Consider the following 12,348-nt stretch of genomic DNA (forward strand, 5'->3'; position numbering starts at 1 on the left):
ATTGAACTTTTTAATAGAAATTACCTAAATAAAACATATATTATAAACCGACAAATTTTAGTAAATTTGCAGACTTAATTAATCAACGATATTGAGATATTTACAATGAGCCAATTTAAAGAATACAAAAACCTCAACCTTATTGACGTAGCAGAGAATGTAGCGGAATTTTGGAAACAAAATAAAACTTTCAATAAGAGTGTTGAGATTCGTCAGGGAAATCCTGAGTTTGTTTTTTATGAAGGTCCACCTTCAGCAAACGGTATGCCTGGAATTCACCACGTAATGGCAAGAGCGTTGAAAGATATTTTCTGCCGTTACCAGACTCAAAACGGAAAACAGGTTTTCCGTAAAGCTGGCTGGGATACGCATGGTCTTCCTGTGGAACTGGGTGTAGAAAAAGAATTAGGAATTACGAAAGAAGATATTGGCAAAAAAATCTCTATTGAAGACTATAACAAAGCCTGTCGTGAAGCAGTAATGCGTTATACGGATGTATGGAATACCCTTACCGAGAAAATCGGATATTGGGTAGACCTTGATGATCCGTACATCACGTACAAGTCAAAATATATGGAAACCGTTTGGTGGTTATTGAAGCAGTTGTATAGCAAAGAATTGTTGTACAAAGGCTACACGATCCAGCCTTACTCTCCAAAAGCAGGAACAGGACTTTCTTCTCACGAGCTGAATCAGCCCGGGACTTATCGTGATGTTTCAGACACAACGGTTGTGGCTCAGTTTAAAGTGAAGAAAGACTCTTCAGCATTGTTCAATGATGTTGAGGGAGATGTACACATCCTTGCATGGACGACGACTCCATGGACGTTACCATCCAATACCGCTCTTACTGTAGGTAGAGATATTGAATATGTTGTAGTGAAAACTTTCAATCAATATACATTTGAACCTGTAACGGTTGTTTTATCGAGCGTTCTTTTACCTAAGGTTTTCGGTAAAAAATTTGCAGAAGGTACAGATGAGGATTTTGCGAATTATACTCCGGAGACTAAAGTAATTCCTTTCAAGATATTAAAAGAATTTACAGGAGAAAAACTTGTTGATACAAGATATGAGCAATTGGTTCCTTGGTTTACACCCAATGACAATCCTGAGAATGCATTCAGAGTAATCTTAGGAGATTTCGTAACAACTGAGGACGGTACAGGTATCGTTCACACAGCACCTACTTTCGGTGCTGATGATGCGAGAGTTGCTAAAATGGCTCAGCCTGAGATCCCGCCAATGTTGGTAAAGGATGAAAACGACAATCTTGTACCATTGGTAGATTTACAGGGTAAATTCATCAAAGGAGAAAATGTTCCTGAGATATTCTCTGGGACTTATATCAAAAACGAATATTACGATGAAGGAACTGCTCCTGAGAAATCTTGGGATGTAGAACTTGCGATCCTGCTGAAAACGGAAAACAAGGCTTTCAAAGTAGAGAAATATGTCCACTCTTATCCGCACTGCTGGAGAACAGACAAACCGGTATTGTACTATCCATTGGATTCATGGTTTGTGAAAATGACGGCTGTAAAAGACAGACTGGTTAATTTAAACAAAGAAATCAACTGGAAGCCGAAAGCTACCGGAGAGGGACGTTTTGCCAACTGGTTGGAAAATGTAAACGACTGGAATCTTTCCCGTTCAAGATATTGGGGTATTCCGTTGCCAATCTGGAGAACAGATGACCTGAAAGAAGAAAAGATCATCGGTTCTGTAGAAGAACTTTACAACGAAATTGAAAAATCAATTGCAGCTGGCTTGATGACTGAAAACCCGTTCAAAGGTTTTATCATCGGAAATATGGCTGAATCTAACTATGAGCTTGTGGATCTTCACAAAAATGTAGTAGACAAAATAGTATTGGTTTCCGATTCAGGAAAAGCAATGAGACGTGAGAGCGACTTGATCGACGTTTGGTTCGATTCAGGTTCTATGCCTTATGCACAATTGCACTATCCTTTTGAAAACAAAGAATTAATTGATAACAATAAAGCATTCCCTGCTGATTTCATCGCAGAAGGTGTTGACCAGACCCGTGGATGGTTCTATACCCTTCACGCAATCGGAACGGCTGTTTTTGATTCTGTTGCTTATAAAAATGTAATGAGTAACGGTCTTGTTCTGGACAAGAACGGACAAAAGATGTCAAAACGTTTAGGAAATGCAGTAGATCCATTCGAAACACTTTCTGTATACGGACCGGATGCTACGCGTTGGTATATGATCTCGAATGCAAACCCATGGGAAAACCTGAAGTTTGATATTGAGGGAATAGACGAAGTAAGAAGAAAGTTCTTCGGAACATTGTATAACACCTATTCATTCTTTGCTTTGTATGCAAATGTGGATGGCTTCAACTATTCAGAAAAAGAAGTGGAAAATCGTCCTGAAATTGACAGATGGGTTCTTTCCGAACTGAATCTTTTGATCAAGGATGTGAAAGCATTCTATGAAGATTATGAACCTACAAGAGTAGCAAGAGCGATCAGTAACTTCGTGAATGATAATTTAAGTAACTGGTATGTAAGATTATGCAGAAGACGTTTCTGGAAAGGAGATTATTCTGATGACAAGATCTCTGCTTACCAGACTTTATACACTTGTCTTGAGACGGTTGCAAAACTATCTGCTCCTATTGCTCCATTCTTTATGGATCAATTGTACCAAGATTTAAATAAAGTAACCGGAAAAGAAAGTTTTGAATCGATACACTTAACGGACTTCCCAATAGCTGATGAAAGCTTAATCGATCAGGATCTGGTTGAAAAAACGCATTTGGCTCAGAATATTACCAGTATGGTTTTCTCATTGAGAAAGAAGGAAAATGTAAAAGTTCGTCAGCCATTACAAAAAGTATTGGTTCCTGTATTGGATAAGAAAACAGAAGAGCAGATTCTTGCTGTAGCAGATCTTATCAAACAGGAAGTAAATGTGAAAGAATTACAGTTGATCAATGCTGAAGAAGCATCTCACTTAATTGTAAAACAGATAAAGCCTAACTTCAAAGCTCTTGGTCCTAAATTAGGAAAAGACATGAAGGTTGTAGGTGCAGAGATTGCCAATCTTAGCACAGAACAGATTGCCGGTCTTGAAAAAGAAGGAAAACTGGATATTCAGGGATATGAGATCACTCTTGATGATGTGGAAATCTCAACTAAAGACATCCCGGGATGGACGGTTACTTCCGACGGAAAAACAACTGTGGCATTAGATTTGACGTTAACCGATGAATTAAAATCTGAAGGGATCGCAAGGGAGTTCATTAACAGAATTCAAAACCTGCGAAAAGATAAGGACTTTGAACTGACAGACAGGATTAATATCTCCATCGAAGAAAACTCTCCATTCCTTGATGATATTAAGAAAAATGAGGAATATATTTCTTCTGAAGTCTTGTCAAATAAAATAGAAATTGTATCTTCACTTTCAAATTTTAACGAAATAGAAATAGATGAGGTTAATTTTAAGATAAATGTTGAAAAAAATTAACATATAGTTATTATATTTCAAATTCCATTTCATAATTTTATTAAAAAAGAGAAAGAATATGTCAGACGAAAGAGTTAGATACAGCGATGCTGATTTACAGGAATTTAAAGCGATCATAAAAGAAAAAATAGAAAAAGCAGAAAAAGATCTTCAGCTTATCAGAGAAAGCTTCATCAATGACCAGAATAATGGAACCGATGATACCTCTCCTACCTTCAAAGCTTTTGAAGAAGGAGCAGAAACGCTGAGCAAAGAGCAGAACTCTATTTTGGCAGGAAGACAGGAAAAATTCGTGCGTGACCTTAAAAATGCTTTGATCAGAATCGAAAACAAAACATATGGTGTTTGCAGAGTAACAGGAAAACTGATTCCAAAGGAAAGACTTTTAGCCGTTCCTCACGCTACGCTGAGCATCGAAGCGAAAAATATGCAAAAATAGCCGTAAGGTTTGTAAAATAATATTGGGTTTATATTGTATTCACGGATACTTTATAGACCTAATTTTTAATGTATACCCATGAGCGGATTATTAATTTTGGGAGCTATTGTTGCAGTAGTATTGTTATTTTTCAACAGAGAATGGATCAAAAACAGATTCTTCCCTGATCCGAAGAAGAACTATACTATTGATGATCAATTCAATTCTGATAAGCGTGACAGGGAAAGAGAAATCGACAGACTTTTGAGCAAAATGGGCAAAAACGGAGTCAATGATTTGTCAGAAAAAGAAAGAAAAAGGCTCGACGAATTGTCCAAAATGTAAAAATTAAATATAAGAAATGGAATCTATTATAGTACATCCAAAAAATGCAATGGAGCTTAGTGCCCTGAAAACTGTTCTGAAAGAAATGAACATTAAGTTTGAAAAAGCTCACGTCAAAAGTTCGTATAACGGACAGAAAGTGATCAAGAAAGCAAGCGATAATAAAAATGTAAAACCTGCTGCTGCAAAACCTTCAAAACCTAAAGGACAACAGTAATGAAAAAGATATTAGCGATAACATTTTTAGTGTTGTTAATTGACCAGGCTTCAAAAATTTACATTAAAACCCATTTTAACCTGGATGATAGTGTAACTGTTTTACCAGGCTTTAAGCTAACCTTTGTGGAAAACCCGGGAATGGCCTATGGATTTCACTTTGGAGGAATTATCGGAAAATATTTTCTGGTTATCCTAAGAGTTTTCCTTATCGGAGGAATGGTGTACATGTTTAAAAAATGGTTAAAAGAAGGAGCTTCCAATTATCTTTTGATTCCTATGGCAATCATCTTTGCAGGAGCTATCGGAAACCTTATCGACGGAATGTTCTACGGAATGATCTTCGACAGCGGAACCCTATATGATCCAAGCATTGACCGATGGATAGGCTATGGCGGAATTTCTAAAATGGCTCCTTTCGGACATGGATATTCTACTTTTATGAAAGGCTGTGTGGTAGATATGCTTCACTTCCCATTGGTAGATTGGACTGTTCCTGAAAACTGGCCGCTAATAGGAGGAAAGCATTTTGAATTCTTCAAATATATTTTCAATGTAGCAGATTCTGCTATTACTGTAGGAGCAGCATTCCTATTAATCTTCAGAAAAAAAGCATTCCCGAATGGGCTTGAGTTTTAAAAGATCTATTTTCGGATGAAAAAAATAATCAAAAATATTTTTAAAATTTTCCTGCTTCTTCTGGTTGCAGGAATTATTTTTATTGCCTGGGCCAATTACAGCATTAAAAAAGACAGCGAATCCTTCGTTTCCTATACAATTACAGATGTACCGGAAGCCAAAACCGGATTGCTGCTGGGCACTGGAAAAACATTAAGCAACGGAACACCGAACGCTTATTTCTACAACAGAATTAAAGCTGCTGCAGACTTATTTAAAAGTGGAAAAATACAGTACATCATCGTCAGTGGTGACAACAGCACCAAAGATTACAACGAGCCTGAAGATATGCAGCTGGCATTAATAGAGAGTGGAGTTCCACAGGATAAAATCATTATGGATCATGCCGGATTCCGAACGCTGGATTCTGTGGTAAGGGCAAAAGATATTTTCAGCCAGACCAAGCTGATCATCATTTCTCAGAAATTCCATAATGAAAGAGCCGTTTTCCTCGCGAGAAAAAATGGGATGGAAGCCTTTGGGTATAATGCTGCCGATGTAAATAAATATGCAGGTTTAAAGACTAATATGAGAGAATATCTTGCCAAAGCTAAAGCATACTGGGATCTTCTTTTCGGAGTAGAACCGAAATTTGGCGGGGAAAAGATTATAATCCCTTAATTGTTCTTAACCATAGATTACACCAGTTTTCACAGATGATTGGTGAGAAGATATTAGAAGGTTAGTGAGTTGATAGGTTTTGGCTAAAGCCAATGGAATGGGTTATTCATTTAATCTGGCTGAACTAAAGCCCACCTCTATTGAATTTTAAATGACAGCATCTTTTATCTTTTATCTTTTATCTTTTATCTTTTTTAATTCATTATTCCCGGCAAACCTCGTAAATTTGCTATTCATTAATTTTTAAATATAAATTTTAAACAAATGTCAAGAATTCTTACCGGCATACAAGCCACCGGAACACCCCATCTTGGAAATTTATTGGGGGCCATTATTCCTGCTATTGAACTATCCAAGCAGGAAGGAAATGAATCATTTTTATTTATTGCGAATCTTCACACGCTTACTCAGATTAAAGATGCGCAGACTTTAAGACAGAATACCTACGAGATTGCTGCGGCTTGGCTTGCTTGTGGATTAGATACTGAAAAAACATTTTTCTACAGACAAAGTGATATCGCTGAAACCTGTGAACTATCTTGGCATTTATCATGTTTTTTTCCTTATCAAAGATTAACATTAGCCCATTCATTCAAGGATAAAGCTGATCGTCTTCAGGACGTGAATGCAGGTTTGTTTACCTACCCTATTTTGATGGCTGCGGATATTTTGCTGTATGGTGCTGAGATTGTTCCTGTAGGAAAAGACCAGCTTCAGCATTTGGAAATCGCAAGAGATGTTGCTTCGAGGTTTAATAACCAGATGGGTGAAATCCTTGTATTACCTCAGGCAGAACTTCAGCAGGACACGAAATATGTTCCCGGAACCGATGGACGCAAAATGTCTAAATCAATGGGAAATATCATTAATATTTTCTTACCTGAAAAAGAGCTGAAAAAACAGATCATGAGTATTGAGTCGGATTCTAAATCTTTGGAAGAACCTAAAGATCCTGAAACGGATAAAACCTTCCAGATTTATGAACTTATTGCAACTCCTGAACAAACTGAAGAGTTGAGAGCAAAATATCTTGCCGGAAACTTCGGATACGGACATGCTAAAAAAGAATTGCTGGATCTTATCCTGGCTCGTTTTGCCAAAGAAAGAGAAACGTTCGCTTATTACATGAGTAATCTTGACGAACTGGAAGCAAAACTACAGCAAGGTGCTGAGAAAACCAGACCTATCGCTCTGGAAACTCTTAAAAGAGTAAGAACAAGCTTAGGATTTTAATTCTGAGTGATCAACATAAGAAAGCCTTTCATCTGAAAGGCTTTTTCTATTTATTGAAGTTGTTGTTATTCTTTGTAAGGATAAAGTAATGCATCTTGTCTCCGTATTCATAAGTAATATCCCAACCTGAATATTGCTTTATAATGGTTTTAATGATAGACAGTCCCAATCCGGTGGAAGTATGATCTGACCCTTGTTTATAGAAACGGTTGAAGATCCTGGATTTATCCAAAGGTACCGATGATCCACTGTTTTGGAATGTTATTCTGTTATTTTCAACGATGATATTTAAAGTTCTTTCTTCATTGTTGTATTTAACTGCATTTTTAAGAAGGTTAGACAACAGAATATCTGCAAGATCCTGATTAAAATCTGCAATAAATCGTCCTTTCTCAATAATGCTGACTTCCACTTTTTTAAAGGCAATAAAATCTTCGTAATTCTGAACCAATTGAGTAATCAGATTATTAAAATCAACATCTGAAGTTTTATTAAACTGGCTGTTTTCAATTTTGGACAGCATTAATAAAGATTTGTTTAAACCTACCATTCTTCTCAGATCATTTTTAACCTCAGTAAGAAAAGTAAGATTCTTTTTATCAAGATCGTCATTCTGAATCAGAAGATCAATTTTATTGATAACAATAGCCAAGGGAGTCTGAAGTTCATGGGAAGCATTTTCAATAAATTGCTTCTGCTGGTAGAAAACAAGTTCATTACGCTCAATCATTTCATTGATTTCCACATTCAGTTCTTCAAACTCAGTGATCTTGTACTTCTGTTCTTCCTGGGAAAAAGGGATTCCAAACTGATATCTTTTAAGTTTATCCAGGATTAAATAGAACGGCCTCATGGCTTTGTTAAGCAGATATCCATTGACCGCAACAATACTTACTACCAAAAGGATATAAAGCACGATCAAGGCAGTCGTAAGATCGTATATCAGCTCATCTTCTTCTACAGTAGAAGTTCTGATCACAAGGCGCTGATGTTTTTTGAACTGATCGATAAAATCGGCCTCAAGAACTCTGTAAGGCTGATCTTTATCATCATACTCCATGTAGTACATCTTATTGTAAAGACGGCTTTTATTTTGATACTCTTCAGCTTTAATGGCATTGATTTTAAATTCATTAAATCCGAACTCATTGTTTTTCAACAGCTGAGGATTAAGATAAACGGCTTTAATGATCTGTATTTTCCTGTCCCTCAGTCCATCATCCACATTATCATGCACTTCATCCAGGATATAGGCATAAAACAGCCCTGCCCACACTGCGATAATGAGCAGAAGGACCATAATGAGGTATTTTATGGTGTAATATTTTAATGAACTTTTCATCAGATAAATTTATATCCTATCCCATAGACAGCCTGGAAATCAGCGTCTGCATGAAGTGTTTTCAGTTTTTTGCGAAGATTTTTAATCTGTGAATAAATAAAATCCAGACTGTCTGCCTGATCTATATAATCTCCCCAGATGGCTTCTGCTAATGTCGTTTTCTGTAAGGTCTTTTCCGGATGAATGACAAAATAATATAAAAGATCATATTCTTTCCGATTAAGCACCAGCTCTTCGTTGCCTATTTTTACGATTCTATTCTCCGGATCAATGCTTATATTTTTATATCTGATGATATTCTCACCATCCTGGTTCTTTCTCCTTATGACAGATCTGATCCTTGCCATCAGTTCTGCAAGGTGAAAAGGTTTTGCAAGATAATCATCAGCCCCTATTTCCAAGCCAGTCACCTTATCATCTACTGAATCTTTGGCAGAAAGAATGATCACCGGATCTTTCTTATGCATTTTTTTGATTTCTCTCAGCAGATCTATACCGTTTCCGTCAGGCAGCATAATATCAAGCAAAATACAGTCGTATTCGTAAGAAATAATTTTCTCCAGACCGTCACTGTAATTTTCCGCATATTCTACAATGAAATGTTCTGCTTCCAGAAATTTCTGTACAGTATCTTTCAATTCCGGCTCATCTTCTACTATTAAAATCTTCATACTTTCTGGATCTATATATTCTGCTGCATCATTAAGGTATATCAAATATATGAAATTATAAGGAGGGAAGCCGACTTCGAAAGCCTACGAAAGGATTACCAATATAAGTGTACTATGATATATCACTGATACTATATCCAGCATACACCAATAATCTCTGCTCTCTTCCCTCATACTCATCTCCATCAATAATTAATTCGATTTCACATAACGGCCGTCAGCATCAAAAACAAGACACAGACCGTTCATCATACTGATTTTATAAGCATTATACTTTCTTTCAATAGAATCTATCACGCTGCAAGGATGATTTCTTGTCATAAATGAAACTATATTTTTTCTAATCTGTGCAGAAGAAATCTTTCTTCCGCTGCTGTTTATTAAATTCCAGTTGACCATATTATTAAGATTTAGTGTTAATTTTTAATTCTGATTTAATCGTCAATTCTTTTGAAATTCCCGTTTCTGTCAAATTCAAGTTCAAGTCCGTTAGAAAGTTCTGTTTTATAAGACCATCTTTTCTTTTCGATCTTAACGATATAAGTATTCGGGAAATTCTTGGTACTGTAATTTCTGATCGATACAGGAATGAAACCATAAGGTACTTTCTGATGTTTGCCATCAATTTCTTTCCAGTTTCCACTGCTGTCGAACTCCATTTTCATTCCATTCGCCAGATATACTTTGTACTCGTCTACCCCATAGATTTCTCTGTCTTCTATTGCTGAGTTTACAGCTATTCCTTTAAAATGGGAAGCAAGAAAATTTTTGGCTGTTTTGGGTAACTGATTGGCATTGATTGCCCTGTCCTGTGCGGAAATTAATCCTCCCATTACTAAAAACATGATCATCAATACTCCTGTGATTTTCTTTACATTTTTCATAACATTAAGTTTTATTGTCATTATTATAAAGCAAAGGTCATAATCAATTTAGGAAAGAATTAGGAAAAATGATTTCAGCAAAAAAATAGGCTTATCACAGAGGTTTGTATTTTGTATGACGTCTTTTAAAAACGAAAAAGCCATTAAGATGAACTTAATGGCTTGTATATACTGTATTGATGATTTTACAAGTATTCTTTAATCTGCTGAAGATGGGTAATGGCTTTTAAACCTTCTTTCTTCTTGTCTTCTTTATAGACATCAAAAAAGATGGCATCCATTCCGAAGTCTGTTGCTCCCATAGCATCAGCAATCCAGTCATCTCCAATGAGGATACTTTCTTCTTTTTTAGCTTCAGAAAGCCCTAGAGAGTATTCAAAAATCCTTGGATTGGGTTTTCTTACCCCCACTGCATCTGCACTGGTAATCGTCTTAAAATAAGGAGCGATTCCGGACAGCGTACATTTTCTTTCCGTTACCTCCTGAAATCCATTGGAAATAATGTGTAATGTATAATTCTTAGCTTTCAGATATTCCAGGACATCTTCTGCTCCTTCCACCAATTCGTTATAACCCACAATATTATCAAGGAAATTTTCTTCAAAATAAAGGGCAAGCTCTTTATTATCTATTCCAAAATGTTTAAATGAATCATAAAAACGGTGTTCTCTCAAATACTCTTTGCCAATAATACCGTCTCTGATCTTTTCCCACAACTCTTCGTTGATATCGTGGTAAACAGAATGAAACTCTTCAAAGTCAATATGATACTTTGAAGTAATTTCCTGTTTTTCAAAAAGGTCTTTGATGGTAAGATAGGCATTCCTGCGGTGATCCCAGAGTGTATTATCCAGGTCAAAAAAAACATGCTGCATTTTCATACAGCACAAAGTTAATCATTTTAATTTTTTAAAATAGGGTAATTTTTGCTCTTGCTTTTCACAATTTCAAGACCTTTGGAAAAATTAAGCAAAAAATCAATAGTTTGTTTCTTAGGTTTCAAAGTTTTCACTTTTAAGGAGTCATTTTTTTTCATAAGCGAAGTATGTTTTCCTTAAAACGTGAAATTTTCCGAAATATTATTTATCTGGTTAATATTATGTTGTTTTCATCCATGATTTTTCTCAGGTTTATCAGCGCATACCGTACTCTTCCCAGAGTAGTATTAATGCTCATATCCGTGTGGTCTGCAATTTCCTTGAAGCTCAGACCATCAAAAAACCTCAGTTTGATTACCTCCTGCTGGTTTTGCGGTAAAAACTGTAACATCCTCAACAGGTCTTCCTGAATCTGGTTGGTGACAAGCTGATCTTCGATATTTTCCGAAGGCTCTCTGATCAAATCAAAAATAGAATACTCATCGGTTTCAAAAGTAGTTTCTGAAACTTTAATGTTTTTCGCTTTTGATCTGAAATGATCGATAATTAGGTTGTGGGAAATTCTTTTCGCCCAAAGAATAAATTTACCTTCTTCGTTATAGCGTCCTTCTTTCAGCATGACAATGATCTTCATGAATGTATCCTGAAAGATATCGTTGGCCAAATCTTCATCATTAATTTTGTAAAAAATGAATGTAAACAGTTCTCTCTGGTGTCGGTGAATGAGGATTGACAATGCCTCCTCGTCTCCTTTCTGGTAAAGGGAAATTAGTAAACTATCCGATTCTGATTTCATAACTCTTCTCAATATAAATATTTGCAGACAGACATTCCTCCAGATATTTTATCTGGCCTTTGCTGCATAAACAAAACAGTTGTAGAGTAGAGTCTCTTCTATAGGCGGTAGTACAATTATTATGATGTAAATATAATAATTTTTTAATAACTGTTAACCTATTATTAAATTTTCAAAAGAAAAATTTAATAAAAATCATTTAAACATGTCATGAATGAATACAGTAGGGATATTTAATGTAAAATTAATATTTAATCCTTTCATTTCTTTTCCGTTCAATCGGGCATCTCCGATAGGAAAAGCATAGCCTCCCGTAAGGTCCAACATTCCAAACAGAGTCACTCCAATTTTGGGAGCAATGTATTTATTGGTTCCTTCAGCACCTGCTAAAAAGTAATAAGAGTGATAAAAGTCTACATTTTTTGCAAAATTAAGGAGAATGTCAGCCTGTAGTTTGGGCATAATCGCAAACTTAGAGTCTGCAACTCCCATCATGGCAGATCCTCCTAACCTGTAAATCACATCATCATTTTTAAGGAAAAGCAATTTACCTCCTACTTCACCAAAGCTTTGATTCTGGTAGGTATATCCCACACTGATCATCTTATGCATGGTATATTGTGCTTTTACCAGGGTACTTAGTAAAAATAGGGACAGAACAGCAATTACAGTTCGAAAATTCATCATCTTTCTATATTATTAAGGTGTAAAATTAAAAAAAACTGCCTTACCCAAAGATAAAGCAGCTTATTTATTATTCTCTAA

General features: G+C 35.9%; 14 protein-coding genes. 7 read left to right on the forward strand and 7 right to left on the reverse strand.

The annotated features are described in order from the left end of the window. Positions 1–105 precede the first annotated feature (105 nt). The 7 genes from ileS to trpS all read left to right on the forward strand — a co-directional run bounded on the left by ileS (position 106) and on the right by trpS (position 7,012). Complete coding sequence (gene ileS / locus DBR39_RS19045; RefSeq protein ID WP_124535731.1) at positions 106–3,501, forward strand: isoleucine--tRNA ligase; 3,396 nt, start codon at positions 106–108, stop codon at positions 3,499–3,501. Positions 3,502–3,559: 58 nt separating this feature from the next. Beyond that, entirely contained in the window at positions 3,560–3,940 is a 381-nt protein-coding gene (locus DBR39_RS19050; RefSeq protein WP_002983772.1) for a TraR/DksA family transcriptional regulator, read from the forward strand. 78 nt (positions 3,941–4,018) lie between these two features. Then, positions 4,019–4,264 carry a DUF6576 domain-containing protein gene (locus DBR39_RS19055; RefSeq protein WP_124535733.1) on the forward strand — a complete coding sequence of 82 codons (246 nt, stop codon included), beginning with the start codon at positions 4,019–4,021 and terminating at the stop codon, positions 4,262–4,264. A gap of 16 nt (positions 4,265–4,280) precedes the next feature. Continuing rightward, positions 4,281–4,481 carry a DUF2683 family protein gene (locus tag DBR39_RS19060; RefSeq protein WP_103234272.1) on the forward strand — a complete coding sequence of 67 codons (201 nt, stop codon included), beginning with the start codon at positions 4,281–4,283 and terminating at the stop codon, positions 4,479–4,481. Then, positions 4,481–5,119, forward strand: a complete 639-nt coding sequence (locus DBR39_RS19065) for a lipoprotein signal peptidase (RefSeq protein WP_124535735.1) — start codon at positions 4,481–4,483, stop codon at positions 5,117–5,119. Before DBR39_RS19060 ends, DBR39_RS19065 begins: the two co-directional genes overlap by 1 nt. Before the next feature lie 15 nt (positions 5,120–5,134). Continuing rightward, positions 5,135–5,779: a vancomycin high temperature exclusion protein gene (locus tag DBR39_RS19070; protein ID WP_124535737.1), complete on the forward strand. Its 645-nt coding sequence runs from the start codon at positions 5,135–5,137 to the stop codon at positions 5,777–5,779. 264 nt (positions 5,780–6,043) lie between these two features. Further along, positions 6,044–7,012 (forward strand): tryptophan--tRNA ligase, encoded by a 969-nt coding sequence (gene trpS, locus DBR39_RS19075; RefSeq protein ID WP_124535739.1) that lies wholly within the window; start codon positions 6,044–6,046, stop codon positions 7,010–7,012. Between the two features lie 46 nt (positions 7,013–7,058). Here trpS and DBR39_RS19080 read toward each other — a convergent pair whose 3' ends face one another. From DBR39_RS19080 to DBR39_RS19110, 7 genes are all read right to left on the reverse strand, one after another. Then, on the reverse strand, positions 7,059–8,354 hold the full coding sequence (locus DBR39_RS19080; protein WP_124535741.1) for a sensor histidine kinase: 1,296 nt from the start codon (positions 8,352–8,354) through the stop codon (positions 7,059–7,061). Continuing rightward, positions 8,354–9,025, reverse strand: a complete 672-nt coding sequence (locus tag DBR39_RS19085; RefSeq protein WP_124535743.1) for a response regulator transcription factor — start codon at positions 9,023–9,025, stop codon at positions 8,354–8,356. Before DBR39_RS19085 ends, DBR39_RS19080 begins: the two co-directional genes overlap by 1 nt. A 192-nt stretch (positions 9,026–9,217) precedes the next feature. Further along, complete coding sequence (locus tag DBR39_RS19090) at positions 9,218–9,424, reverse strand: PepSY-like domain-containing protein (RefSeq protein ID WP_124535745.1); 207 nt, start codon at positions 9,422–9,424, stop codon at positions 9,218–9,220. Between the two features lie 35 nt (positions 9,425–9,459). Continuing rightward, positions 9,460–9,909 carry a PepSY-like domain-containing protein gene (locus tag DBR39_RS19095; protein ID WP_228447875.1) on the reverse strand — a complete coding sequence of 150 codons (450 nt, stop codon included), beginning with the start codon at positions 9,907–9,909 and terminating at the stop codon, positions 9,460–9,462. A 185-nt stretch (positions 9,910–10,094) separates the two neighbouring features. After that, positions 10,095–10,790 carry a YjjG family noncanonical pyrimidine nucleotidase gene (locus DBR39_RS19100; RefSeq protein ID WP_124535747.1) on the reverse strand — a complete coding sequence of 232 codons (696 nt, stop codon included), beginning with the start codon at positions 10,788–10,790 and terminating at the stop codon, positions 10,095–10,097. 202 nt (positions 10,791–10,992) lie between these two features. Beyond that, on the reverse strand, positions 10,993–11,583 hold the full coding sequence (locus DBR39_RS19105; protein WP_109739134.1) for an RNA polymerase sigma factor: 591 nt from the start codon (positions 11,581–11,583) through the stop codon (positions 10,993–10,995). A gap of 195 nt (positions 11,584–11,778) precedes the next feature. Then, a complete protein-coding gene (locus DBR39_RS19110) occupies positions 11,779–12,270 on the reverse strand; it encodes a hypothetical protein (protein WP_124535749.1) in 492 nt (163 codons plus the stop codon). Positions 12,271–12,348: the final 78 nt, after the last annotated feature.

The organism is Chryseobacterium sp. KBW03, from assembly GCF_003852415.1.
Taxonomy (GTDB): Bacteria; Bacteroidota; Bacteroidia; order Flavobacteriales; family Weeksellaceae; genus Chryseobacterium; species Chryseobacterium viscerum.

Coding starts and splice junctions, on each gene's coding strand:
- DBR39_RS19085 (WP_124535743.1), bottom strand. CDS start 9,025: ATGAAGATTTTAATAGTAGAAGATGAGCCGGAATTGAAAGATACTGTA.
- DBR39_RS19100 (WP_124535747.1), bottom strand. CDS start 10,790: ATGAAAATGCAGCATGTTTTTTTTGACCTGGATAATACACTCTGGGAT.
- DBR39_RS19050 (WP_002983772.1), top strand. CDS start 3,560: ATGTCAGACGAAAGAGTTAGATACAGCGATGCTGATTTACAGGAATTT.
- DBR39_RS19055 (WP_124535733.1), top strand. CDS start 4,019: ATGAGCGGATTATTAATTTTGGGAGCTATTGTTGCAGTAGTATTGTTA.
- DBR39_RS19065 (WP_124535735.1), top strand. CDS start 4,481: ATGAAAAAGATATTAGCGATAACATTTTTAGTGTTGTTAATTGACCAG.
- trpS (WP_124535739.1), top strand. CDS start 6,044: ATGTCAAGAATTCTTACCGGCATACAAGCCACCGGAACACCCCATCTT.
- DBR39_RS19110 (WP_124535749.1), bottom strand. CDS start 12,270: ATGATGAATTTTCGAACTGTAATTGCTGTTCTGTCCCTATTTTTACTA.
- DBR39_RS19080 (WP_124535741.1), bottom strand. CDS start 8,354: ATGAAAAGTTCATTAAAATATTACACCATAAAATACCTCATTATGGTC.
- DBR39_RS19090 (WP_124535745.1), bottom strand. CDS start 9,424: ATGGTCAACTGGAATTTAATAAACAGCAGCGGAAGAAAGATTTCTTCT.
- DBR39_RS19095 (WP_228447875.1), bottom strand. CDS start 9,909: ATGAAAAATGTAAAGAAAATCACAGGAGTATTGATGATCATGTTTTTA.
- ileS (WP_124535731.1), top strand. CDS start 106: ATGAGCCAATTTAAAGAATACAAAAACCTCAACCTTATTGACGTAGCA.
- DBR39_RS19070 (WP_124535737.1), top strand. CDS start 5,135: ATGAAAAAAATAATCAAAAATATTTTTAAAATTTTCCTGCTTCTTCTG.
- DBR39_RS19105 (WP_109739134.1), bottom strand. CDS start 11,583: ATGAAATCAGAATCGGATAGTTTACTAATTTCCCTTTACCAGAAAGGA.
- DBR39_RS19060 (WP_103234272.1), top strand. CDS start 4,281: ATGGAATCTATTATAGTACATCCAAAAAATGCAATGGAGCTTAGTGCC.